The following is a 25,243-nucleotide window of genomic DNA, read 5'->3' on the forward strand; positions in this document are numbered from 1 at the left end:
TTATAAAACTTCCGGAGCCAATGATATTATTTTCATAAATCCATTTGCTCTAAGTTCTCTTGTTACAGGTCCAAAAATACGTGTACCAGCTGGGTTTTTATCATCTTTCACGATAACTGCAGCGTTGTCATCAAATTTGATGTATGAACCATCTTCTCTATCAATACCACTTACTGTTCTAACGATAACTGCTTTAACAACTGCACCTTTTTTTACAACTCCACCTGGAGTAGCACTTTTAACTGAACATACTACTACGTCACCAATGTTAGCGTATTTTCTTTTTGATCCGCCTAATACTTTTATAACTAGTAGTTCTTTTGCACCTGAATTATCTGCAACTCTCATACGTGTTTCTGCTTGAATCATTCAAATTCTCCTTTCCAGAAATAAAAGTTATTTAGCTTGTTCTAATACTTCAACAAGTCTAAATCTTTTTGTTTTTGATAAAGGTCTTGTTTCCATTAATAGAACTTTGTCGCCTATATTAGCAACATTATTTTCGTCATGTGCTTTTACTTTTTTACTTCTTGTTACAAATTTCTTATAAATTGGATGCTTAACAGACTTTGATACTTCTACTGAAATAGTCTTATCCATTTTATCAGATACTACTAAACCGATAATGGTTCTTCTATTATTTCTTTCCATATTAAGCCTCCTTATTTAAGTTTAATTTTCTTTCTGTTATGATTGTTTTTACTCTTGCTATATCTTGTTTAATTTTTCCGATTGAACTCATACTTTCAATTTGTCCTGTAGCTGCTTGGAATCTTAAGTTAAATAACTCTTCTTTTAAGCTAAGTAATTTATTATTAAGTTCTTTATCAGATAATTTTCTTATTTCTGTAGCTTTCATTATTTATTTCCCTCGCTTTCTCCAGAACTTGCACGAGTAACAAATTTTGTTTTAATAGGTAATTTTGCACTTGCAAGTCTCATAGCTTCTCTAGCTACGTCTTCAGCAACTCCACCCATTTCAAACATAATTCTTCCCGGTTTAACAACTGCTACCCAATATTCAGGAGCACCTTTACCGGAACCCATTCTTACTTCTGCAGGTTTTTTTGTAACTGGTTTATCTGGAAATATCTTAATCCAGATATTACCACCTCTTTTAATATATCTTGTCATAGCTCTTCTGGCTGCTTCAATTTGATTTGAAGTTATCCAGTGTGGTTCTAATGCTTGTAAACCATAATCACCATATGCAAGTTGGTTACCTCTTTGAGCGTTACCTTTCATTCTGCCTCTATGAACTCTACGACGCTTTACTCTTTTAGGCATTAGCATAATTTATCCTCCTTCTACCAATTAAAAATAATTGGAGCGTAAATTCTCTTATCTATTGTTTTTTTCTTTTCTATTTCTATTTTTAGAATTTCTGTTGTTATTTTTTGAATTTTGTGGTTTAACTTCTTCTACAGCTTTTTGTCCTGGTAAGATTTCACCTTTATAAATCCAAACTTTAACACCTAATTTTCCGTATGTTGTATCTGCTTCTGCAAATCCATAATCGATATCAGCTCTTAATGTTTGTAGAGGAATATTACCTTCCGAATATCCTTCTGTTCTAGCCATATCTGCTCCACCTAATCTACCGGAAACTTGAGTTTTAATACCTTTTGCTCCTGATTTCATTGTTGTTTGAATTGCTTGTTTCATAGCTCTTCTGAATGTAATTCTTCTTTCTAAATCACTTGCAATTTTTTCTGCTTGTAATTGAGCATTAACACCTGTATTTTTTACTTCTTCGACATTAACAATTACTTGTTTTCCTGTCATTTTTTCAATAGCAACTTTTAAGTCTTCTACTCCAGCACCACCTTTACCAATAATCATACCAGGTTTAGCTGTGTAAACTGTAACTTTCACTTTATTTAATGTTCTTTCAATATCAACTTTAGAAACTCCTGATTGATATTGTTCTTTTTTAATATATTTTCTAATTTTATTATCTTCTGCTAATAATTTTCCGAAATCTTTTTTATCTGCAAACCATTTGGAATTCCAATCTTTAATAATCCCAACTCTCATACCATGTGGATTAACTTTTTGACCCATACATTCCTCCTATTCTTCTTCTCTTACAACAACACCAATATGTGATGTTCTTTTAAGTATTGGATAAGCTGAACCTTTTGCTTTAGGTCTAATTCTCTTCATGGTTGGACCATCATTTGCCCAAGCTTTTTCTACAACTAATAAATCTCTGTTTAAATTATGGTTGTTTTCAGCGTTAGCAATAGCTGATACTAATACTTTTTCTAATAATTTAGCACCTTTTTTTGGTGTAAATCTTAAAATATTTAATGCTTCATCAACATTTTTACCAACTATTTCTCTACAGATAAAATGTACTTTTAATGGTGAAATACGTACGTATTTTGCTTCTGATCTTACTTCCATTCTATCCCCCTATTTCTTAACTTTACTTGTTTTGTCATTTTTTTCATGTCCTCTATATGTTCTCGTTGGTACGAATTCACCTAATTTGTGTCCTACCATGTCTTCTGTTACATATACTGGAACATGTTTTCTTCCATCATGTATAGCTATTGTATGGCCAACAAATTCTGGAAATATTGTTGATCTTCTTGACCATGTCTTAATAACTTTTTTATCATTTGCTTCATTTAAAGCTTCCACTTTTTTCATTAAGTGGTCATCACAAAATGGTCCCTTTTTTAGAGATCTACCCATTCTTTACCTCCTGGATCTATTTACCTTTTCTTCTTCTTATGATATCTTTATTAGATTGCTTCTTTAAGTCTCTTGTCTTAACTCCACGAGATTTCTTACCCCATGGTGTCATTGGTTGTGGTCTACCTACAGGTGTTCTACCTTCACCACCACCGTGTGGGTGATCTACAGGGTTCATTGCTGAACCTCTTACGTGAGGTCTCTTGCCCATATATCTTGATTTACCGGCTTTACCTAAAACTACCAATTCATGTTCTAAGTTACCAACTTGACCAATTGTTGCTTTACATCTAATATCAACTCTTCTAATTTCCCCGGAAGGTAATCTTACGATACCATATTTTCCTTCTTTACCAGCTAATTGAGCTTCTGCTCCAGCTGTTCTAGCCATTTGTCCACCTTTACCTGGTTTTAATTCGATATTGTGGATTGTTGTACCAACTGGTATATCTTTTAATTGTTTTGCATTACCGATAATAATATCAGCATTTTCACCAGCTTCAACTGTTGCTCCTACTTTTAATCCTTTTGGAGCTAAGATATATCTTTTCTCACCATCAACATAGTGGATTAAAGCTATATTTGCTGTTCTATTTGGATCATATTCTATAGAAGCTACTTTTCCTGGTATATTTTCTTTATCTCTCTTAAAGTCTATAATTCTATATTTTCTTTTATTTCCACCACCTCTAAATCTTGAAGTAGTTCTACCTAAGTTATTTCTACCACCTGATTTTTTCAATGGAGCTGTCAATGATTTTTCCGGTGCTTTCTTTGTAATTTCATCATAAGATAAAACTGACATTGAACGAAGCCCAGCAGAAGTTGGTTTATATTTTTTTATAGCCATTTCATCCCCCTATCTTACATATTTTCGAAAAATTCAATTGTTTTTGAATCTTCTTTTAATGTAACTATTGCTTTTTTCCAGTCAGATTTTTTACCTACTTTATTACCATATCTTGTAGTTTTTCCTAACATATTAATTGTGTTAACTTTTTCTACTTTAACACCATCAAAAATCTTTTCAATTGCTTCTTTAATTTCTGACTTATTTGCTTTTTTACTTACTTTAAATACATATTTTTTTTGTTCCATTAACTCCATTGATCTTTCACTTACTATCGGAGTTAATATAATATCAAAAGGTGATTTCATTATGCGAATACCTCCTCTGCTTTTTTAACAGCAGCTTCTGTAATGATTAATGAATTATGTCTAATTAAATCATATACATTCATGTTGTTTACCACTACAACTTCAACACCAGGAACGTTTCTGAATGATTTATATACATTTTCATTAGCTTCAGCAACAACAACATATGCTGTTTTGTCTGCTTTAATTGCTTCTAATATTGTTTTAGCATTTTTTGTGCTAATTTCATTTAAGTTTAATTCGTTTAATACTATAATTTCATCTTCAACTACTTTTGAAGTTAATAAAGATTTTAATGCTAATCTTCTAACCTTCTTTGGTACTGCATATGAGTAATCTCTTGGTTTTGGTGCAAATACAATACCTCCACCTCTCCATTGAGGAGATCTTATAGAACCTTGTCTTGCTCTACCTGTACCTTTTTGTCTCCAAGGTTTTTTACCACCACCACTTACTTCTGCACGAGTTTTAGCTGATTGTGTACCTTGTCTTTTGTTTGCTAATTGATTTTTTACTACTTCATAAACAACGTGTTCATTAATTTCAACACCAAATAAAGATTCTGGTAATTCAATGCTTCCAACGTTATTTCCTTTAATATCTAATACATTAACATTAGCCATATGCTATCTCCTTCCTATTTTGATGCTTTTCTAGCTTCTTGAACAGTTACTAGTCCACCCTTAGGTCCTGGGATAGCACCTTTAATAAGTAGTAGATTTCTTTCAAGATCTACTTTAACTATTTCTAGATTTTGTACTGTAACTCTATCGTGACCCATTTTACCCGAGCCTTTTCTACCCTTAAACACTCTAGCCGGATCAGAACCTGCTGATCTTGCTCCTGCAACTCTATGTGATTTTGAACCATGAGCTTCAGGACCTCTACTGTAGTTATGTCTCTTGATTGAACCTTGTGTTCCTTTACCTTTTGAGGTACCGATTACATCTACGATTTCTTTATCATTGAAAACATCTACTTTAATCTCTTGTCCTAGAGTATAATCATCAGTATTATCTACTAAGAATTCTCTTAAGTATCTCTTTAATTCAACATTAGCTTTTGCAAAATGTCCTCTCATTGGTTGGTTTGAATGTTTTTCTTTTCTTTCTTTGAAACCAACTTGAATTGCCTTGTAGCCGTCATTTTCTTCTGTTTTAATTTGAGTAACAACTACAGGACCAGCTTCTACAACTGTAACTGGTGTAACACTACCATTTTCATCGAAAATTTGTGTCATACCAAGTTTTCTTCCTAATAAACCTTTCATTTTTTCCCCTTTCTTACAGTGGATTATGCATTTTGCACAATCATACTAAGTTTTATAGCTTAATTTCTATATCTACACCAGCTGGTAGATTTAATTTTTTAAGAGCGTCTAATGTTTTACCATTTGGGTTAACAATATCGATTAATCTCTTATGTGTTCTTTGTTCAAATTGTTCTCTTGAATCTTTGTACTTATGAGTAGCTCTGATTATTGTTACCTTTTCAATTTCTGTAGGTAGTGGAATAGGACCTGATACGTCTGCACCACTTCTCTTACATGCATCTACGATCTTAGCTGCTGATGAATCAATAACATCATGATCGTAAGCTCTTAATCTAATTCTTATTTTTTGTTTAGCCATTTTTCCTCCTATATTCTTGATAGCCATACTCTCTTCCGGGTGTACTAACCGTTTTAATTAAAAAAAGCGAAGCTATCTCGCTCAAATTTTTATTTGAACTAACTCAGTGTGAATTCCCTTAAACCGCTTAGAAGCAGCGTTTCAAGCAACCTCTCACTTCCTTGCTAAAATTAGTACCTAAATATAATACTAAAAATGATGTTATTTTTCAAGTTATATATTAAAATATTATTATTTTAATATATAATATTAAAATTTTTTAACATATTATGTAACATCGATTTTTCAATTTATTTGATAATACCTTTCTTTAATATTATATATACCTAAATACAAATTCTGATATAATCATTTTCTAAATCCTTATTGTACATATAAAAAACTGAAATTATATTAAAATTGAAAGCCGTTGCAAAATAACCAAAAATAATTATTTTGCAACAGCTACTAATTTTTATGATTTATTTTATTTTCAGTATTGGCAACTATAACCGAGCAAGTAATATCCCCTGTTACATTTACTACAGTTCTCATCATATCAAGAGGTCTATCGATACCAGCAACTAAAGCAATGCCTTCAACAGGTAACCCTACACTTTGTAAAACCATCGCCAGCATTATCATTCCTGCCCCGGGAACTCCTGCTGTACCTATAGAAGCTAATGTTGCAGATAATATTATTACTAATTGTTGACCAACTGTTAAATCCACCCCAAAAACTTTAGCTATAAATATTGCACATACTCCTTGATAAATAGCTGTCCCATCCATATTTATAGTTGAGCCTAAAGGTAATACAAACGATGTTACAGTTTTTGATACCCCTAATTTTTCAGCTACATTCATCGAAACAGGTAATGTTCCAGAACTCGATGATGTTGAAAAAGCTGTTAGCATCGCAGGGATTACAGTTTTAAAAAATCTTAATGGATTTATTTTTCCTATTAGCTTAACGGATAATCCATAAACTAAAATTATATGTGCTATTGATACAAAATAAGCTACCAATATCAATTTCAATAGCGAACCTATAACAACTGCTCCATTTGTAGCTATAGCAGGTACGATTAAAGCAAATACTCCTATAGGTGCAAGTTTCATAATCCACGAAATTATCTTATACATAGCATTTGCAATAGTTTCAAATATACCAAATACTTCTCTTCCCTTTTCTCCCGATTCCAACAATGCAATGCCTAAAATAATAGCAAAAGTTATAATTTGTAACATGTTCCCGTCTACCAATGACTTAATCGGATTTGACGGAATAATATTTATAATAGTCTCAGCAATTGTTGGGGCTTTCTTCATTATAACATCAGATTTATTTATAATATTTGTATTCATAGAAAATCCGGAGGATACATTTAATAAATTAGATAAAACCAATCCCAACATCACAGCAATACTGGTTGTAAACATGAAAAATATAATAGTTTTAATTCCAAACCTTCCCAACTGTTTAATATTATTAAGCGATCCGACCCCTACTAATAAAGAACAAAAAACTAATGGTATAACGACCATTTTAATTAGAGCTAAAAATCCATCACCAAATGGCTTAATATATGTAACAGCTATTTGAGAATCCCCTGTCATAGCAATTCCAAATAAGACCCCTAAAATTAGTGCAATAAAAATTTTAAATGGTAAACTAAGTTTACTTTTATATTTAGTCATAAGCACCTCCCTTAATGATAAAATTTAAAATATTCTATCACTTTTTTAAATAAATGTAAAACATTTTAAAAAACATTGACAAATTTTAAAAATTATAATATATTATATAGGTATTCAATAAATTTATGTGGTGAGTATGGCCAAGTGGCAAGGCACAGGGTTGTGGCTCCTGGTATCGTGGGTTCGAATCCCATTACTCACCCCATGCGGGTGTGGCGGAATTGGCAGACGCGCTAGACTTAGGATCTAGTATCTTCGGATGTGGGGGTTCGACTCCTCTCACCCGCACCATACAATTATATGTTTATAAAAAAGGGGCTATTGCAAAATAACTTTTTTAGTTATTTTGCAATAGCCCCTTTTAGTTGATTAATCATGATAAGAGAGATTTTACTAAAAAATAATTAAAAAAATTATTTTGTAACAACCCTTTTTAAGATTTTTATTAAATTTTAAATATTAAAAAATATTATATATCTTAATAATTAAAACGCTGGCACAACTGCACCTTTGAAGCTCTTTTCGATATATTCCTTAACTTCTTTTGATTGAAATGCTTTTATTACTTTCTTAATTACTTCTTTATCTTTATTAGATTTTTTTACTGCAATCACATTTGAATATTTACTTTCAGACCCTTCAATAATTAATCCATCCTTTAATGGATTTAATCCGGCTTGTATTGCATAGTTTGAGTTAATTACAGCACCATCCTTTTCTTTATACGCCTTAGGTATTAAAGCTGCATCAATTGGTGTGAATTTAATATTTTTTTTGTTTTCTAATATATCTTGTTCTGTAACTAGATTTTTCAAACCTTCTTTAAGCTTTATTAATCCATTTTTTTCAAGTAAGAACAACGCTCTTGAACCATTTGAAGCATCTGCCGGAATTAATATTTCAGCTCCATCCTTAAAGTCATTTATATTTTTAACCGATTTTGAATATAAAGCAATTGGTTCTACATGAACTGAAGCAACACTTACTAATTTTGTATTTTTTTCTTTATTAAAAGTTTCTAAATATGGTAAATGTTGGAAAAAGTTAGCATCTAGTGAGCCATCATTTAATGCTAAGTTTGGTTGAATATAATCATCAAAAACTTTAATTTCTAATTCAATGCCTTCTTCTTTTAATAGTTTTTGTGCAACTTTTGTAATTTCTTCATGAGGAACCGGACTTACACCAATTTTAACTTTTTTCGTTTTATCCAAATCATTTACTTTTGTTCCACATCCTACTAATAAAATAACAAAAACCAATAATAAACTTAATAATTTTTTCTTCATAATTTCCTCCTATATTTTGTTTAATTTTTTTGATAATTTAGTTCCACCATACTGAATTAATTGAACTAAAATAATTATTGTTACAACTGCTGAAAATAAATAGTCAGCCTTAAAATTATATAAACCAAATCTAATCGCCATATTACCTAGCCCACCTCCACCAAGAGAGCCTGCCATTGCAGAATATCCAATTAAATTAATAATTGTAATTGTAATGTCATTTACAATATTTGGTAAAGATTCCGGAATCAATACCTTAAATATAATTTCCGATATTTTACTTCCCATTGATTCTGCCGCTTCGATTATTCCTTTCTCAACTTTTAAGAATGAAGCTTCCAAAAGTCTAGCAATAAATGGAAATGAAGCGAATGTCAGCGGCACTAACGATCCCGTTGTTCCGATACTTTCACCAAATATTAATGAACTTAAAGGCATCAATACTATCATTAGTATTACAAAAGGTACAGAACGCAATATATTAATTAATATATCTAAAAACCTAAATAATGCGAAATTCGGTTTTAAGCCATCTCGTCTTGATATAAATAATAATATGGCTAGTGGAGAGCCTATTAAAAATGCTAAAAATATTGATATTGAAACCATAAATGTCGTTTCTAAAATAGAATTAAATAAAATCTTAATCATTTTTCTCCTCCACTATAACACCCAAACTTTGAAATATTTCTATAGCATTTTTTACACTACTATCTGAACCTATTAATTCTACCTCCAAAAAACCAACTGCTTTTTCACTTAATCTGTTAATTTTACCTGAAAGGATATTTACATCTATATTTGTTTTTTTTATCACTTCACTAACTATTGCTTTTTTTGAGATAGTGTGATTGAAATTCAATACAACATATTTTGAATAAAAATTATTATCTTCATATTCTATATCGTTTTTAGATTCTTCAGCATTTCCTCTTATAAAACTTTTAGTAATTGCATGTTTAGGATTAATAAATAATGCTTCTGTAGTATTTTCTTCAATAATTTTTCCATTTTCCATAACTGCAATCCTGTCACATATATCTCTGCAAACTTCCATTTGATGAGTAATTAAAATAATTGTCAAATTGAATTTTTTAACAGCTTTCTTTAATAAATCAAGTATTACTTTTGTGTTTGCAGGATCTAACGCTGAAGTAGATTCATCAGAAAGTAATATTTTTGGATTTACCGCCAAAGCTCTAGCAATGGCAACCCTTTGCTTTTGTCCACCTGATAATTTTGATGGATATTCATCCTTTTTTGAATTCAAATCTACAAAATTTAATAATTCTTCCACTCTACTTTTTATATCCTTCTTACTAAATCCTGCTATTTCCAAAGGATATGAAATATTTTTATATACTGTTTTTTGATTAAAAAGATTAAATGTTTGAAATATCATAGACATATCTTTTCTTTTTTCATTCAATTCTTTTTTTGATAATTTTACTATATCATCACCCTGTATTTTAATACTTCCGCTATCAGGTTTTTGTAATCCATTGATACATCTAATAAGTGTTGATTTACCGGCACCACTTAATCCTATTATCCCAAAAATTTCACCTTTTGATACTTTCAAACTTACATCATCACAAGCCTTAAAAACACTATTTCCATTTTCAAATGTAACATTTAAATTTTCTATTTTAATCATATCTTTCTCCATTTCATTTATAAGCTAAAGAAATTATAAATACTTTGGAAATCTTAAAGTTCAAAAATAAAAAAATCCCTATATGCCTAAGCATATAAGGACGTCCATTAACGTGTTACCACCTTATTTCAAAATAACTTCACAGCTATTTCCTTAACAAGTAGCGTATTCACTACTTTCTTTTGATAACGGAAAGAACTCCGGATATATCTAAAGTTTCCATTCGATATATCAAACTCCAAGACCATGTTCGTAAATATGCTTTTTAGCTCTCTCAGCAAACGAGCTTTCTCTGTAAAAAATTAATATTTACTACTCTTCTTTTCTTCGTCAGTATTTATAAATAATATACTATTATAATTATTTTTATTTGTCAATCTTTTTATTATGACTTTTTACAATTCTAGAAATTGTATTCATTAACATTTCTATGCCGATAATGTTTTGTCCTCCTCGAGGAATTATTATATCAGCATATTTTTTAGATGGCTCAATAAAAGTATCATGCATTATCTTTACAGTATCACGATATTGATTTATCACTGATTCGAGGCTTCGACCTCTTTTCATTACATCTCTTTGAATCCTGCGTAATATTCTTTCATCAGCATCAGTCTCAACAAATACTTTAATATCCATCATATCTCTAAGTTCTTTATTTTCAAGTATCAAAATACCTTCTACTACAATAACAGGCTTTGGTTTTACCAAAACAACTTCATCAGATCTATTATGAATTGTATAATCATATACCGGCCTGTAAATTTCTTCACCATTTTTTAATTTTTTTATATCCTCTATTAATCTGTCCGTATCAAAAGCACTTGGATGATCATAATTAAGCTCAGCTCTTTGAGAGTAGCTTAGTTCATTATGAGCCTTGTAATAAAAATCATGACCTAATACAACTAAATCATTATCATATTGTTTTTTCAATTTATCAACTATTGTTGTTTTTCCAGATGCTGAGCCACCACAAACACCTATAATTGTAACATTATTCATAAACCCTCTAATTATTTTTTAATATTTCAATTTCTTTTTCCGTTAATTCTCTATATTGTCCTAAATCTAAAGTTTCATCCAGATTTATATTTCCCATTGAAATTCTCTTTAGATATAAAACTTCCTTACCACAAGATTTCAGCATTCTTTTTACTTGATGATATTTTCCCTCTTTAATGTAAACGTAACATTCATAATTAGAAATAATTTCTAATTTTGCAGGCATTGTAAGATACTGTTCTTTTTCTAAATAAATACCATCTTTAAATTTATCAATATCTTCTTCACTTAGTATATTATCAACTTTAGCATAATATTTTTTATCAACCTTTTTTTTAGGTGATAAAAGTTCATGTGCCAATTTACCGTCATTTGTTAAAATTAATAAACCTTCTGTATCTTTATCTAATCTACCCACAGGAAATATATCCTTATTTTGAAATTTCTCATCTAGAAGATCTAAAACAGTATCGTTATAATCTTTAGTTGCAGAAATATATCCTTGTGGTTTATTCATCATTAAATAAATGTATTTTTTATATATAATTTCCTGATTTTTAAATTTAATCTTATCTTTATTTTCATCAACTTGTTGAGTAGATTTCAAAACTACTTTATCATTTAACAAAATCAAACCATTTTTAATATATTGCTTAACTTCTTTTCTCGTACCTATTCCACTATTAGATAAATATTTGTCTATTCTCATATTTTATCCCATTAAATTTTTTTCATTGCTTTTGAAATTTTTTTATAAACTAAAAAAGTAACTATTGCATTTAAGGTTCCTTTTACTATATTAAATGGTAATACAGATAAAACCATTAAATCATAATAATTTTTCACAATATTATATGATTTTGGTACAAATTTTACAAAACCGTCTACCCGTATATGAAAAATTTTTGCATAAATTGGAAATATTACAAAATAATTTGAAAACGTAGCTATAAAGCTCATCCCAATTATGCCAAATACTAGACCTAAAATAGCTGCTTTCCTAGTTTTTTTACACCAATAAATTAAGGATGAAATAACTACAAATGTAACACCAACTATTGTATTTGATAACTCTCCTACATAAGCTGTAGTAGTACCATTTAACATTAGATTTATTAAATTTTTTAATATTACAGTTATCCCCCCTAATACCGGTCCTAATGTAAAACCACTTAAAAGTGTTGCTACATCGCCAAAATCTACCGTCATAAATGATGGAGCTATAGGTATTGGAAACTTAAATAACGCAAGTAATCCTGCCATAGCTGCAAAAATTGATATTTTCACCATATTATTAATTGAAAAAATTTCAATCTTATTTTTAATTACTTTCATAAAATCCCTCCCTAAATATCTTTTTGGAGCAATTTTAAAAATAAATCACCCCGATACTTCGGGGCATTAAAAAACATAACTAATAACAGTATTTAAAATACCGCCAATTAATATACCTTCTTTCATCCAGACTATACTGTCGGTATCGGAGTTTCACCGATTCTGCTTACGCTCGCGGACTTTACCGCCGGTAGGGAATTACGCCCCGCCCTGAAGATCTATAACTATATGTTATCACTATTATATATTATTATCAAATTATTTTTTCTATCATACTTTAATTTTATATCTTAATTTTTTTATATATAATATGCTATAATCTTGTATAGAGAGGTTAAGATGAGAAAAACTACAATTATTTTAATGGTAATAACATTATTATCCAAATTAACAGGACTTATTAGAGAGCAAGCTTTCGCTTATTTTCTTGGAACAAACAGTATTATGGATGCATATAGCACAGCTTCCACTATTCCATTTATTTTATTCGGGTCAATTTTGACATCATTGGTAGCAGGCTATATACCGATTTATACTGAAATAAAAACAAAACACGGAGAAAATAAAGCAAAATTATTTACATCAAATTTATTAAATATTATTATGCTTATCTCAACAATATTTATAGCAATTATTATATTCATAGCTCCTATACTTGTATCAATATTTGCACCAGCATATTCAGGAGAGAAAAGAGAAATAAGCATACAATTTACGCGTATTTTTGCATTTTCACTATATCCAACGATGATTTCAGCAGTATTCATTGCATTTTTACAAATGAAAAACAGATTTATAATAGCTGAAACTCCTGGGATAATTATGAATTTTTTTCATGTAATTACTTTAATTATTTCTATAAAATTAAAAAATTACTACATAATAGCTTACGGAATATTAATTACAGAATTTTTAAAATATTTCTTATTCCCTTCAGCTATAAAATCTGAATATTATTCCCATAAAATAATTTTAGATTTTAGGGATAAATATATTTATAAACTAATTAAATTTGCTATACCACTTTTAATTTCAATATCGGCAATGGATTTATTAACTATTACTGATCAATCATTAGCTTCAATAATAATGCCAAATGGTGGTGTTTCATCAATGAAATATGCAACTTTAATATTTCAAATAATATCCGGTGTTATAATTGTATCAATTACAACATCAATTTATCCTTCTATGAGTAATCTTGCAAGTGAAAATAGAATTGAAGAAATGAAAAAAACTATGATGAGTGGTTTGACAGCATCATATATACTTATTATTCCTTCAATGATTGGTATTATGATTTTATCTAAACCATTGGTAAAAATATTACTTGAGAGAGGTGTATTTAATAAAGAATCAACTACTATTATTTCAGGAGTTTTATTCTTCTATGCACCAACCATTTTAGGATTATCTATCAAACAAATAGTAAACAGAGGATTTTACTCTCTTCAAAACACTAAGATTCCTATTTATGCTACACTTATACAAGTAGTATTAAATATTGTTTTAGATGTAGTTTTATCATATTTCTGGGGACTAAACGGATTATCTATCGCTACAGCAGTAGCATCTATTTCAGCAGCTTCATATGAAATATATTCCTTCAGAAATCACTACGGAAAAATTGAATTTAAGTTGTTTTTAAATAAAATAATTAAAATATTAATAATAAGTATTATCATGGGAATATTTACCATGTTAATTTACAATTCAATACAGAATATAAACTTTATATTAGCTTTATTAACTTCGATAATTATGTCAATAATAATATTTGGCATCCTAATTATTTTCGCAAGAATTCCCGAAGTAATGGAAATTGTAAATAAGTTATATCATAGATTTATAAAGAAGGTTAAGTAGAATGTTAAAAAAATTATTTAGTGCAGATTGGAAAAATATTTGGTTAGTTTTAAGAGATATGTCGAAAAGATCCGGTCGAAATAAATTAGATTTATTTATAGATATGTATAAGTCATACAAAAATGATGGAAATACATGGATGACATATTACAGCAGTAATTTTGACAGAGTTAAGGATAAAGAAATTAGAAATAGTTATTTTACCCTGTATAAAGATAATAGTAAAATTTATAGAGAATTTATAAATGAAGATTCATACAAATATCTCACAGATAAGGATGAATTTGTTGAGGAATATAAAGAATTTTTAGGAAGAGATTTTTTAAATCTAAAAAAAGCAAATATTTCAGATTTTAAGATTTTTGCAAGTAAATATAATGTAGTATTCGCCAAAGATCCTTTTTCTTGTGGCGGAAAGGGAGTAGAAAGAATAAACATTAAAAATATAGATAACTTGGATGATTTATTCAATAGACTATTAAAAGAAAACAAATATTTAGTCGAGGAAGGCATTGAACAACACGAAGAAATGAATAAACTTTCTTTAAACTCAATTAACACTATTAGAACAGGTACAGTAATTAACAAGCAAGGTGAAGTTAGTATAATATATATGGTTTTAAGAGTTTCTCAATCGGATAGTTATCTTGATAATGGCAGCTTAGGAGGATATTGGACTTTATTATCAGAAGATGGAGTTATAGATAAGCCCTTATATACGAATATTCCTCTAGAGTCAATAATTACCAAAAACAGATTGACAGGATTTGATTATATGGGATTCAAAGTTCCTATGATAAAAGAATTGAAAGAATTAGCAACTAAGGCAGCCGGCTTACATAAAGAGCTTAAATACATCGGATGGGATATTGCAATTTCAAAAAATGGTCCTCTTATTATAGAAGCTAACGAATTCCCGGGTCCAGATTTATTCCAAGCATATGTGCATATGAAAGACGGAAAGGGATTTGTAAAGGTTTTTGAAGAAAAAATGGGGATTAAACTTAGATAAAATGGAAAAACAGGATTAGAAATTAGGAGATTTCTGATCCTGTTTTTTACAAAGATTAACAGAGTATTAAAAATTTTTTTGAGACTGTGTCTTTGATTTTATTAAATTCTTAATTAAATATCATTATACACACGAATAGTAATACAGATACATTATAAATCAACACTAATTTATTATAGGTGCTTCTTTTCATATTTTAAATTTAATTATTATCAAGTATATATATGTTTTAGGGTTAATGTCTTTTAGGCTTATAAATAGAAATTTGCAACTTAATTAAATTACCTCTCAAAAATTGAAAATCGCAAAAATGACATGTAAATAAGTTACATCTTTTAATACATTCTTTTCTTCTAATGATTTTCTAAAAATATATTTTATATAAAAACAACTAACTACTGTTCATTTAATATTGCTTTTAGTAGTTTTATGTTTAAGTAAAACTCGAATTAAAAGAATAAAAAACTATATAAAATTATACAAATTTGATACAATATTATAAAAAAGAATACTAGGAAAAAATATGAATAACAAAAATAATTTATTATCTAAAAGTGGTTATGCTACTTCAGAATTAGCAAAAAAGTTTATATATAGCGATACTAATGAAAAAATAAAAACTGTAACAGAATACTCTAAAGAAATTGGTGTTTCTAGAGGCACTATTCAGAATTCAATAAAATACTTGATAGATAACAAACTTATAAATTTATTGTCTCGAGGTCAACTAGGTACATTCATTATAGAAAAAGATATTATTGGATTATTCAAAATAGCAGGTATAAATTTCATAATAGGCTCCATGCCTCTTCCATATTCTAAAAGATATGAAGGACTAAGTACAGCTATAATTCAATCAATAGAAAATAATATTAAAATTCCAATCAATATGACCTATATGAGAGGTTCTAAAAATCGTATTAATATGGTTTTAAATGGCAGATATGATTTTACAATCACATCAAAATTTGCAGCTTTAAGATTTATTCAAGATAATCCAGATCTTATAATCGCTAAAGAATTAAAGCATCAAAGTTTTTTAAGTAAACATGTTTTGATGTTTAAAAATCCTAATTTTAAAACTATCGAAGACGAAATGACCGCAGGAATAGATTCAGACTCATTAGATCAAGAAACTTTAACATATCTGCTATGTAAAGATAAAAATGTTAATATAAAAAAAATATCTTATAATCAACTTGTAGAAAATCTGGAATCAGGAAAAATTGACTTTGCAGTTTGGAATGGCGATGAATTAAAAGACAAATACAATCAAATAATTACAAAAGATTTGGATGTTGATGATTCAATTAATACAATTGCAGTAATAATAGTCCATAAGGACAACATACTTATAAAAAAAATAATAGAAGATTTTATTGATATAGAATTTATAGAAGAAATTCAAAACAAAGTAATTAATAATATTATTATTCCCTCCTATTAAATTAATATTATAAAAAATCAAAATAGAGTGCCAATAAATATATTTTATTAACATTCTATTTTGATAGTATATAATTTTTAAAAAAATGTATAAAACTTTATCTATAAAAAATAAGCATGTGATTTTTTGTGTTTTCTCTTGAAAATTTTTATAGGTTATCAATATATTTTAAAAATGATTCACCATTATTTAATTTTACACCAAAATATTCTGCTGCTGTTTGGCCAACATCCGCCATAGTTTTTCTATGACCTATATCTACAAGTTTTTCATTTTTTTTGTTAAAAATAAGCAAAGGTACACATTCTCTAGTATGTCTTGAATGTCCAATTGTCGGATCATTTCCATGATCAGCCATAATAACAAGTATATCATCATCATTTAATATATCAATAACTTCCCTAATTCTTATATCAACAATATTTAATACATCTATATACTTTTCAGGATTCATTGCATGCCCTGCTAAATCTGTTTCTTGAATATTTACCATAAAAAATCCATTATCATATTCTTTTAAATCTTTTATTAAACCGTCAAATGTATCATTAGTATCTACACAAGGAAATTTTGTTCCATTTGGTGAATAAATTATATTTTCAGCTTTTCCATAAAGATGATTGATTATACCTTTATTTCCAATTTTAACCGGTAATTGTTCAGTTTTGTCTACTCCATATCCTATATGAATAACATGATAATTTTTATTATACACCCCTGATTTTGGAGCATCAATTCCTATAAACCCATCTTTAGTTATTATATTTTCAGCTATTCTTTCTATTGTTACATCTGAACCCCCAAAGGCAATTACTCTAGGTACTTTAACATGTTTTCTAACTATATGACCGACTTCTTCAATCATTCCAAATCCGCAATAATCTAAAGCTCCTACTACATTTATAGCTTGCCCAAGATCAGTTTCCATATTATCACCAATAAATATACTATTGTTTACTTTTAACAATTCTAAATTATTCTTTTTTACTCTTTCTACATTAAATCCTTTTTTATTAAGATCACTTTCTAAATCATTAATAAATTCGGATAATTTTTGAAATAGAGGTTTTTTCGGTCTTGTTCCTATGATTTCTTGATGCCCAAAATATGAATCAGCACCAAAATGAACTAAATCACTTTTACCAAAAATTGCTTTTTTAGATTTTTTAAAATAATCACCAATTTCTAAATTAAGTATATTCATTAATCCCAAACTTAATAAATTATCCCAGTGCTTTTCCTTAGGATACTCTATCAAGTGAAGCAATGTATTTGAGCCAATATCTGATGGTCTAACTTCAAAAACATCGTCCATAGCACCTACTCCAAAACTATCTAAAACAATTATTATAAATCTTCCTTTATTCATCATATTTTCTCCCTAAAGAATCATAAACCCCCACTATTTTATAATTATTTTCTATATTTTCTATTAAAACAACTTTACTTCTTGTTACAAAAATTTGAAATCTAAATGCCATCACAACACTATCACCAACATTATGATTATTATCAAGCTGAAAATAATAATCTATACTATCATTGTCCATTTTTATGATTTTATCTTGACTTAGACACTCATAATTCCCCACTAAAGCATTATAAACATTAGATCTTCTGTAATATCCTCCACCATATGCAAATGCATTTTTTTTAAAATTATGAGAGATTTCCGTTAAATAGACCACACATGGAATTTCATCTAAATCTTCATAAACATGAGCAGGTGTTGTCCCAGAAAGTCCGTGGCCGGGTTCTCCCACTAAATTTTCCATATCAAAATTTTCTTTAATATTTTTTATACATGTTGCAGAAGGCAAGTTTACATGATTAACTTCGATTCCACTTTTTTCAAGAATATTTTTTGCTTTCATTATTGTAAAATAATTATTTTGTTTTTCTATTGATTTTGATTTTTTTTCATATAAAAAAGCAGGGAAAGATGTTACCCCAACAATTTTAATATTTGATAATTTATCTGTTTCACTTAAAAATTGTTGTAAATCATCTATATAAATGCCTGACTCTTGTCCCGAATAAAAAATATCATCATCAGAATACACTTTAATTATAATTTTTTGAACTTTATTTTTAGTTTTTGCTATTTCATTTATTAGAGTAAGTTTTTCAATTGAAAAAACAGTAATAACATCTACACCATAGTCTATTATTTCTCCTATCATCTTTTGTGGAATTTGAACTAAATTGCCAATATTTCCAATAGGAATATTATTACGCATCATAATTTTAGCTTCATTATAATCTACTACAACAGCTCCCTCATATCCTAAATCTACAAGTTTTTTAGCTATATAAGGATTTCTACCAAGTTGCTTTAACATAAACAATAATCTCACATTATTTTGTTTTGCAACTTCTAACATTTTTTTAGCGTTACTCAATAAGGTGTCAATATCTATGATATAACTATCCGGCATAATTTCACCTTTTTGATGCATTTTTACAGCTATATCTATTAATCTTTTATTCCTACTTTTTACCTTATCTAAAAACATTTTTCACCTTTTCTATCGATTTTTTTAAAATTTTTATTACTGTATCAGCACTTGCTTTCATTGGATTTATTCTAATCCAATAATCTTCATATTCACCATTAGTCTTTCTCATTGTTCCTGATAATCTATAAAATAAAGGTACTATTTCATATCTAGATTCCGAACCAACGGGATATGGTATTGCTCCATATTCTCCAGCAATATCCAAAACCTTTTTTGCGATTTTATCCTTAAACTTTATTAAAATTACTTTTGATTGTGCATTTGCAATAACTACATCCTCAACTTCATTAATTTCTCCTAATTTCAACCTATTATAAATTTTTTCTATCTGAATAGACTGAATTGCAAGTTGAACAGGTGCATAAATAAAGTTTCTCATAGCTTCCATCGCTTCCGTTCCTTGAACTTGACTACCACCAGAGTAATGAAATTCTCTTATTTTATCAATAAATATCTTATCCCCTATAACAATACCTATACCTTGAGGTCCTAATAGCTTAAATAATGAAAAACAAGATAAATTCGCATTTAGCTGTGTCCCAACTTTTTTTACTTTCATAACAGCATAATTATCATCTGTAATTATTTTTATATCAACTGAATTATTTTTAATCGTTTCAATAACGTCCTTCATTTCATATTTATCATTAATTTCCTGTCTAGTATATTGAATTAAACAAGATTTTATATCTTTATTATTATGTAAAACTTCCTTTAAATTATTTAAATCATTAAAATCAGCTTTTACAATAATATATCCCATCATTTCAAAAGAGTTTTTAGTAGTACTATATATTTCAGATTTATGTATAAGAATTTTATCTCCCGGTTTTAATATACTTGCTAAAGCTTCTCTAATAGCTCCTGTACCACTTCCTCTAACTAAAACAGCAGATTCAGAGTTAAAAAAATCAGCAAATACTTTTTCAACTTTTCTAGTAAATAATGGTTGATTATTCTTGATATTTAATCCAAAATCCCCTGCCATAAGAGTTTCATTATATTTAAAAACTTTTGAAATACAGTCTATAAATTCATGCTGTTTTTTTATAGCTTCCTCTAAATTCATACTTTCTAACGGATATGTCTTCATATCATACTCCAAATATTTTTCTCGGATTTTCATAGAATATTTTATTTATAAACTCATCAGTTATACCATTTTCTTTCATCATCGGAATAAACCTTGTAAATAAATATGTGTATCCTATCCCACCTTTATATTTTAAATTTGATTTTCTCGTAATATCCATTGACATCACTATAGAATCAATCATTTTATTTTCTTGTAAGTCATATAAGAATTTTATTTTTTCAGTATCTAGTACATAATTATTTTTACCTATAGTATCAAATGCTACCCAAAAACCTTCAGAAATAAGATATTTTATTTGGTTAAGATTTTCTGATAAATCTTGATGCCCAATTATTACTTTTTTGGGATTCACACCTCTTTCCTTAAATAATTTCGCTTGTTCTACAGCCATTGTTCCTAAAGAAGTATGCGTTGATATTACTACTCCTGTTTTTTTTTGTGCAATTATTGCAGCTTCAAATATCTTCTTTTCCATTTCTTCAAAAGAATCTTTACTAGTACCTATTTCTCCTATAACTTTAGCTTTAGTATCTGTCCCATCTATTCCATTATCTATTTCATTAATCATAAATTTAGATAATTCCTCAACATTATATTTGTAAACAATATCCGGTAAAAATGGCTCTTTATAGAAACCGGTAGATTGAACTATATTTATCCCTGTTCTTTTAGAAACTTCATTTACATATTCCACATTTCTTCCCATACCTAAATTTGTTACATCAATTATATTTCTAACACCATATTCATATAATTCTTTTAATTCTTTTATAGTTTCTTCTTTACAATTAAGATTCGTATCATCCGTTCCTTTAACTTTAGATAAATTAATTGTTATATGTTCATGAATTAATGTTAGTCCATCTTTTAACATAATTACTCCTAACTATATCTCATAAAATAAATTTTTTGCAATATTTAATATATATTTATTTTTTCATACTATGCTTTTGGTGGCATCCATACACCTAATAATAATAAAATATTTAATAATATTCCAAATAATATAGCTGCAACTGGCCCTACTGCCAAATCAACAATAGGTTTTTTCGATTTTTTATTTAATAGGTAGAATCCTATTACAAATAAACTACCTATGTTTGGTGCCATACTATTTGCTGCTGTAACCCCACCAACTAGTAATGCTAACTCAAGAACTCTACTCATAGAAGTTCTAATATGTTCTCCCATATCTCTAACTCCAGGGAATTTATCCATAACTTTTGCAAAAATATTTATTAAGAATATTTCTACAACCATTACAACTGATCCAGCTAAAAATGCAAGTATAGGATTACCGTGTAATAATATTCCTGTTACAAATACAAATGTTGACCCAACCGGTCCATATACCCCAGTAACTATCGCAGTAGTAAACACTAAAGGTATAAACCCAACCGCTCTTGCAAAAGCTGCCATTGCTGCATTTGTATATCCTTTTTCAGCTAAAAGTGCTAAAGAAGTAGGATCTCCTGCGATAAGTAGTTGACTTGTTCCTAAAGAAACTAATCCTCCCATCAAAGCTAACAACCACCAGTTATTTTGAATTTTTTTAACTTTATCCTCAAACAAAGTCGTTAAATCTTGATTTTTTGTTGAACTATTTGATTTAATTTGTGCAGCAAATATAATCATAATAATTGTCCCGACAAGCATGGCAATTCCCTCTGCATTTAATGCTACACTTGCCTGTCCAAGCTTAAATGTTCCAAATTTTTTTATTAAAAACCAAACTATTACAGTAATAACTCCAACAATAGACCCCTTTTTAAATCCATGCTGATTTACCACAACAACAGCAGGAAAAATGGCAAATGATGCCACAACCGGAGATGATACTTGACCCAAACTACCTAAAAAATTAAATGGTAACTTAGCAAATAAGTCAACAATAAATTGCAATCCAACAAGAATTCCTAATCCATACAAAGCACCAACAACTAAAGAACCAATTAATCCTATTAAATTATCCTTAAAAAAAGTTCCGATAATATCAGTAGCAAGTAATATAGAATGTATCAAAATTATTGATGCTGCTATTGATGTTGGAATACCAAAACCTACTACTAAACCAAAACTAATTGCAAAAGATGTCGCAGCTAGTTCTTTTCTACTTATTTTACCTTCAAAATATTGAGGAACAACGGGTCTAAATCCATCATTGAAAACCGCTACCCCTTTATTTGCCAATAATGATGCTAATGCACCAACTGTCATAATTATAATATAATTAAAATAATTCATAACTTCTCCTATTAATTATTTTTTAATAATTCTTTTACAAGTACTGGAAGTACATCATCAATATGTTGAGCTGTAAATCCAAAAGCTTTTTTACCTTTATGAACTTCATCTTTTATAAATGATTCATCTTTTATAAAACCCGGCATTGATAATGTAGAACAATTTTCTTGCCCTAATAAAGCTATAGCCATAGCTAAAGCTCCACCACCACCAGTATTGCAAGCTCCAATATAATAGTCATATTCACTATTTTTCATCGCTAAGGCTGCATCTAAATCATTTTTAATTTCAAGTTCAACCCGTTCTCCAGCAAGTTGTTTTATTTTATAAAAAATCTTATCTTTATCTATTTGCCCGCCTACTACTATTCTTAACATTTTCGCTCCTTTCTGTTAATTTTGTAAATTAAATATATTTGCTAAATGCAATAAAAAATATCCTTGTTCATTTTCCGAAATAATAATCCCAGATTCAAGCAAATCTTTTTTTATACTAATCCATATATTATTCGCCATTTCATACATTTGCGACTCAATAACTTGTTTGAAAACATGCTCATCTAACTTTTCTATCATTTGATTATTTTCAACTCTACTTAATGCCATAGCGAAATGAGTCATAAAAACAGACACTTTATCTTTATCATAATTTTTTTTCTTAAAATATTTTTCATATATATTCAAGCTGTTTTTATACGTTTTTTCATTTATAACACTAGAGTTAAGTAAAATTTGTAGTCTATCTTCCATACCATCCTCTTAATATATTAATATTTTTCATTTTGTTTTTTTATTCAATATATTTTTTTTTGTATATTCTTTCTGCTTTGATTATATAACTTTAATTTTATTATGTCAATTATTTTTGGAATGTGTTTTCATAATTTATTTAAAATAATGAAATATATATTTTATTAATCTATTCATAGATATTAATTCTGTTATCTAAACATTTTCTAGTTTTGCCTTTTTAGACTATTTATTAGATCATTACATTTAATTAAGCTTTTGCCTATTTTTTTTCAATTATAATTTTTTTGTTTTTTGTTTTGTATTTAAAAAATAAATATTTTTTAGTAAAAAAATAAAAAAACACAATTGCAAAATAATAAAAAATTTATTTTGCAGTTGTGTCTTATTACATATATAAATCCTCTAATGCTCTCAATTCTACAACTCTTTTTATACAACGTATAAAACTTTTGTTTCAAACTTATCATTTATATGACATGATTTTATATGTTAAGTACTAGAAAATATATAAAGATATGGTATTTTAGATAAGAAAAACGAATAAAACACAGACGCTCGACTTTCCTTAATTCAGGATGGTGTATCATCCTGTAAATTGAATTTTATATAGGAAGAAATAAGTGTACATTTTTATATAATCAATTTTGTATATTGTTATGTTGAGATTAACAGGTATATTCTATTATTAATCATATAAACGCTTATAAGTGAAGATTTTATTAATATATTTTATATAATCTTCACTTATTTGCCCATTTTTAGAATCAATCCAATCTGTTGGAACTTTTTTTGTTTTATTTGCTACTAATGAAATATCTACTTTATTCAATTTTAATTGGCTATTATCGTCTATGTAACTTCCAACAAAAACACCACTTTCATTGTCTAAAGAAAGTTCTATTGCCTTATGAGCAAATTTTTGAGTATTAATTATATCAACTTCACTTTGTATATGGCCAGCACATCTTTGAAGAATTCCAAGTTCAATGCTCTTAGCCTTTATTGATAATTCTTTTTGAATATATTTTCTCAATACATTTCCACAACCAGTATTAGTGTTGTGACCAAAAGAATCTTCACATTCATTCTGAGGTAAAGAATATAGATTTCCAAACTCATCTTTTATTCCTTCCGAAACAACCACTAATAAATGTTTTTTATGTTTTAATAATTTTTTAATATTTGCGATAAAATATTTTAAATCAAAAGCAATCTCCGGTAAATATATTAGATCTACCTTTTTTTGTTCAGCTGTATTTAATAAGCTTGCAGAAGCAGCTAACCATCCTGTATCTCTCCCCATTAATTCAACAATAGTAACAGATTTATCATCATAAACATTTGAATCTAAATAAATTTCTTCAAGACTGGTCAATATATACTTACATGCCGATAAATACCCAGGACAATAATAAGTTCCTATTAAATCATTATCTATAGTCTTAGGAATGCCAATAAAATTAATTTTAGATCCAAATTCTCTTGCACACAAAGATAATTGTAAAATTGTATCCATTGAATCATTTCCTCCTATATAAAACATATCTGTTATATATAACTTTTCTAATATGCATATAAGATTACTTTTATCTTTGAAACTATTCAATTTAAACCTGCAAGATCCTAAAAATGAAGATGGACGATTTACTATTTTATCAAGTTTTCCACAATCTAATAGAAAATCTAAACGAATAATCTTTTCCTGTAAAAGACCTTCTATTCCATAAAACATTCCATATATTTTATTAAAGCCAGCATTTTTTGCCTCTTTCACCAAATAATATAAAGATGCATTTATAACAGCAGTAGGTCCCCCAGATTGCCCTATTATACAAATTTTTTCTTTCAT

The 25,243-nt window shown here is 28.2% G+C and carries 30 protein-coding genes, 2 tRNA genes, 1 riboswitch and 1 other annotated feature; of the genes, 5 read left to right on the top strand and 27 right to left on the bottom strand.

Annotation, left to right across the window (positions count from 1 at the left end):
* From rplN to ABGF45_RS02180, 13 genes are all read right to left on the bottom strand, one after another.
* Nucleotides 1-369: a 50S ribosomal protein L14 gene (rplN, locus tag ABGF45_RS02120; protein ID WP_134711533.1), complete on the bottom strand. Its 369-nt coding sequence runs from the start codon at nucleotides 367-369 to the stop codon at nucleotides 1-3.
* 27 nt (nucleotides 370-396) lie between these two features.
* A complete protein-coding gene (gene rpsQ / locus ABGF45_RS02125; RefSeq protein ID WP_134711534.1) occupies nucleotides 397-651 on the bottom strand; it encodes a 30S ribosomal protein S17 in 255 nt (84 codons plus the stop codon).
* A gap of 1 nt (nucleotide 652) precedes the next feature.
* Nucleotides 653-859: a 50S ribosomal protein L29 gene (gene rpmC, locus ABGF45_RS02130; RefSeq protein WP_134711535.1), complete on the bottom strand. Its 207-nt coding sequence runs from the start codon at nucleotides 857-859 to the stop codon at nucleotides 653-655.
* A complete protein-coding gene (gene rplP, locus ABGF45_RS02135) occupies nucleotides 859-1,293 on the bottom strand; it encodes a 50S ribosomal protein L16 (RefSeq protein ID WP_134711536.1) in 435 nt (144 codons plus the stop codon). The genes rpmC and rplP overlap by 1 nt, the downstream gene beginning before the upstream one ends.
* Before the next feature lie 48 nt (nucleotides 1,294-1,341).
* A complete protein-coding gene (gene rpsC, locus ABGF45_RS02140) occupies nucleotides 1,342-2,064 on the bottom strand; it encodes a 30S ribosomal protein S3 (protein ID WP_134711537.1) in 723 nt (240 codons plus the stop codon).
* Nucleotides 2,065-2,073: 9 nt separating this feature from the next.
* Complete coding sequence (gene rplV / locus ABGF45_RS02145) at nucleotides 2,074-2,409, bottom strand: 50S ribosomal protein L22 (RefSeq protein ID WP_134711538.1); 336 nt, start codon at nucleotides 2,407-2,409, stop codon at nucleotides 2,074-2,076.
* A 9-nt stretch (nucleotides 2,410-2,418) separates the two neighbouring features.
* Nucleotides 2,419-2,703 carry a 30S ribosomal protein S19 gene (gene rpsS, locus ABGF45_RS02150; protein WP_134711539.1) on the bottom strand — a complete coding sequence of 95 codons (285 nt, stop codon included), beginning with the start codon at nucleotides 2,701-2,703 and terminating at the stop codon, nucleotides 2,419-2,421.
* Nucleotides 2,704-2,719: 16 nt separating this feature from the next.
* Nucleotides 2,720-3,553 carry a 50S ribosomal protein L2 gene (gene rplB / locus ABGF45_RS02155; RefSeq protein WP_134711540.1) on the bottom strand — a complete coding sequence of 278 codons (834 nt, stop codon included), beginning with the start codon at nucleotides 3,551-3,553 and terminating at the stop codon, nucleotides 2,720-2,722.
* A 14-nt stretch (nucleotides 3,554-3,567) separates the two neighbouring features.
* Nucleotides 3,568-3,861 carry a 50S ribosomal protein L23 gene (gene rplW, locus ABGF45_RS02160; RefSeq protein WP_129481407.1) on the bottom strand — a complete coding sequence of 98 codons (294 nt, stop codon included), beginning with the start codon at nucleotides 3,859-3,861 and terminating at the stop codon, nucleotides 3,568-3,570.
* Nucleotides 3,861-4,484 (bottom strand): 50S ribosomal protein L4, encoded by a 624-nt coding sequence (gene rplD / locus ABGF45_RS02165; RefSeq protein WP_134711541.1) that lies wholly within the window; start codon nucleotides 4,482-4,484, stop codon nucleotides 3,861-3,863. Before rplD ends, rplW begins: the two co-directional genes overlap by 1 nt.
* A 14-nt stretch (nucleotides 4,485-4,498) precedes the next feature.
* On the bottom strand, nucleotides 4,499-5,131 hold the full coding sequence (gene rplC / locus ABGF45_RS02170; RefSeq protein ID WP_134711542.1) for a 50S ribosomal protein L3: 633 nt from the start codon (nucleotides 5,129-5,131) through the stop codon (nucleotides 4,499-4,501).
* Nucleotides 5,132-5,183: 52 nt separating this feature from the next.
* Nucleotides 5,184-5,492: a 30S ribosomal protein S10 gene (gene rpsJ / locus ABGF45_RS02175; protein WP_134711543.1), complete on the bottom strand. Its 309-nt coding sequence runs from the start codon at nucleotides 5,490-5,492 to the stop codon at nucleotides 5,184-5,186.
* Between the two features lie 447 nt (nucleotides 5,493-5,939).
* Nucleotides 5,940-7,172 carry a dicarboxylate/amino acid:cation symporter gene (locus ABGF45_RS02180; RefSeq protein WP_134743862.1) on the bottom strand — a complete coding sequence of 411 codons (1,233 nt, stop codon included), beginning with the start codon at nucleotides 7,170-7,172 and terminating at the stop codon, nucleotides 5,940-5,942.
* Between the two features lie 130 nt (nucleotides 7,173-7,302).
* Here ABGF45_RS02180 and ABGF45_RS02185 point away from each other — a divergent pair.
* Nucleotides 7,303-7,377 (top strand) — tRNA-His (locus ABGF45_RS02185).
* 1 nt (nucleotide 7,378) lies between these two features.
* Nucleotides 7,379-7,463: transfer RNA gene (locus ABGF45_RS02190), tRNA-Leu, on the top strand.
* A 194-nt stretch (nucleotides 7,464-7,657) separates the two neighbouring features.
* Here ABGF45_RS02190 and ABGF45_RS02195 read toward each other — a convergent pair.
* The 6 genes from ABGF45_RS02195 to ABGF45_RS02220 form a co-directional block, all read right to left on the bottom strand.
* Nucleotides 7,658-8,461: a MetQ/NlpA family ABC transporter substrate-binding protein gene (locus ABGF45_RS02195; protein ID WP_134711545.1), complete on the bottom strand. Its 804-nt coding sequence runs from the start codon at nucleotides 8,459-8,461 to the stop codon at nucleotides 7,658-7,660.
* Between the two features lie 9 nt (nucleotides 8,462-8,470).
* The gene (locus ABGF45_RS02200) at nucleotides 8,471-9,112 is read right to left on the bottom strand and encodes a methionine ABC transporter permease (protein WP_134743861.1); all 642 of its coding nucleotides are present in this window, start codon (nucleotides 9,110-9,112) and stop codon (nucleotides 8,471-8,473) included.
* On the bottom strand, nucleotides 9,105-10,118 hold the full coding sequence (locus tag ABGF45_RS02205; RefSeq protein ID WP_134743860.1) for a methionine ABC transporter ATP-binding protein: 1,014 nt from the start codon (nucleotides 10,116-10,118) through the stop codon (nucleotides 9,105-9,107). Before ABGF45_RS02205 ends, ABGF45_RS02200 begins: the two co-directional genes overlap by 8 nt.
* Nucleotides 10,119-10,211: 93 nt before the next feature.
* Nucleotides 10,212-10,455 (bottom strand) — a binding site (T-box leader).
* Nucleotides 10,456-10,484: 29 nt separating this feature from the next.
* A complete protein-coding gene (gene udk, locus ABGF45_RS02210; RefSeq protein ID WP_134711548.1) occupies nucleotides 10,485-11,123 on the bottom strand; it encodes a uridine kinase in 639 nt (212 codons plus the stop codon).
* Between the two features lie 7 nt (nucleotides 11,124-11,130).
* Nucleotides 11,131-11,832 (bottom strand): pseudouridine synthase, encoded by a 702-nt coding sequence (locus ABGF45_RS02215; protein ID WP_134743859.1) that lies wholly within the window; start codon nucleotides 11,830-11,832, stop codon nucleotides 11,131-11,133.
* 11 nt (nucleotides 11,833-11,843) lie between these two features.
* Nucleotides 11,844-12,458, bottom strand: a complete 615-nt coding sequence (locus ABGF45_RS02220; RefSeq protein ID WP_134711550.1) for an ECF transporter S component — start codon at nucleotides 12,456-12,458, stop codon at nucleotides 11,844-11,846.
* A gap of 110 nt (nucleotides 12,459-12,568) precedes the next feature.
* Nucleotides 12,569-12,680: riboswitch (FMN riboswitch) on the bottom strand.
* Nucleotides 12,681-12,797: 117 nt separating this feature from the next.
* On the opposite strand from ABGF45_RS02220, the gene murJ reads away from it, so the two are divergent.
* From murJ to yhfZ, 3 genes are all read left to right on the top strand, one after another.
* Complete coding sequence (murJ, locus tag ABGF45_RS02225) at nucleotides 12,798-14,324, top strand: murein biosynthesis integral membrane protein MurJ (protein WP_134743858.1); 1,527 nt, start codon at nucleotides 12,798-12,800, stop codon at nucleotides 14,322-14,324.
* Nucleotide 14,325: 1 nt separating this feature from the next.
* Nucleotides 14,326-15,336, top strand: coding sequence for a sugar-transfer associated ATP-grasp domain-containing protein (locus tag ABGF45_RS02230; RefSeq protein ID WP_134743857.1), 1,011 nt, complete (start codon nucleotides 14,326-14,328; stop codon nucleotides 15,334-15,336).
* Nucleotides 15,337-15,859: 523 nt separating this feature from the next.
* Nucleotides 15,860-16,783 (top strand): GntR family transcriptional regulator YhfZ, encoded by a 924-nt coding sequence (gene yhfZ, locus ABGF45_RS02235; RefSeq protein WP_134743856.1) that lies wholly within the window; start codon nucleotides 15,860-15,862, stop codon nucleotides 16,781-16,783.
* 148 nt (nucleotides 16,784-16,931) lie between these two features.
* Here the strand turns inward: yhfZ and ABGF45_RS02240 are convergent, their stop codons facing one another.
* The 8 genes from ABGF45_RS02240 to ABGF45_RS02275 form a co-directional block, all read right to left on the bottom strand.
* Nucleotides 16,932-18,155 carry a phosphopentomutase gene (locus ABGF45_RS02240; protein WP_209021571.1) on the bottom strand — a complete coding sequence of 408 codons (1,224 nt, stop codon included), beginning with the start codon at nucleotides 18,153-18,155 and terminating at the stop codon, nucleotides 16,932-16,934.
* Entirely contained in the window at nucleotides 18,145-19,299 is a 1,155-nt protein-coding gene (locus ABGF45_RS02245) for an alanine racemase (protein WP_134743855.1), read from the bottom strand. The genes ABGF45_RS02240 and ABGF45_RS02245 overlap by 11 nt, the downstream gene beginning before the upstream one ends.
* Nucleotides 19,286-20,395, bottom strand: coding sequence for an aminotransferase class V-fold PLP-dependent enzyme (locus tag ABGF45_RS02250; RefSeq protein WP_134743854.1), 1,110 nt, complete (start codon nucleotides 20,393-20,395; stop codon nucleotides 19,286-19,288). Before ABGF45_RS02250 ends, ABGF45_RS02245 begins: the two co-directional genes overlap by 14 nt.
* 1 nt (nucleotide 20,396) lies before the next feature.
* A complete protein-coding gene (locus ABGF45_RS02255) occupies nucleotides 20,397-21,272 on the bottom strand; it encodes a phosphotriesterase (RefSeq protein WP_134743853.1) in 876 nt (291 codons plus the stop codon).
* Between the two features lie 68 nt (nucleotides 21,273-21,340).
* Nucleotides 21,341-22,642, bottom strand: coding sequence for a YhfT family protein (locus ABGF45_RS02260; RefSeq protein ID WP_134743852.1), 1,302 nt, complete (start codon nucleotides 22,640-22,642; stop codon nucleotides 21,341-21,343).
* A gap of 11 nt (nucleotides 22,643-22,653) precedes the next feature.
* Nucleotides 22,654-23,019: a DUF2620 domain-containing protein gene (locus ABGF45_RS02265; protein WP_134743851.1), complete on the bottom strand. Its 366-nt coding sequence runs from the start codon at nucleotides 23,017-23,019 to the stop codon at nucleotides 22,654-22,656.
* 15 nt (nucleotides 23,020-23,034) lie between these two features.
* Nucleotides 23,035-23,391, bottom strand: coding sequence for a PRD domain-containing protein (locus ABGF45_RS02270; RefSeq protein ID WP_134743850.1), 357 nt, complete (start codon nucleotides 23,389-23,391; stop codon nucleotides 23,035-23,037).
* 688 nt (nucleotides 23,392-24,079) lie between these two features.
* Entirely contained in the window at nucleotides 24,080-25,243 is a 1,164-nt protein-coding gene (locus ABGF45_RS02275) for a diphosphate--fructose-6-phosphate 1-phosphotransferase (protein WP_134743849.1), read from the bottom strand.

The sequence above is a fragment of the Helcococcus sp. KG196 genome (assembly GCF_046035495.1).
GTDB classification, from domain to species: Bacteria; Bacillota; Clostridia; order Tissierellales; family Peptoniphilaceae; genus Helcococcus; species Helcococcus ovis.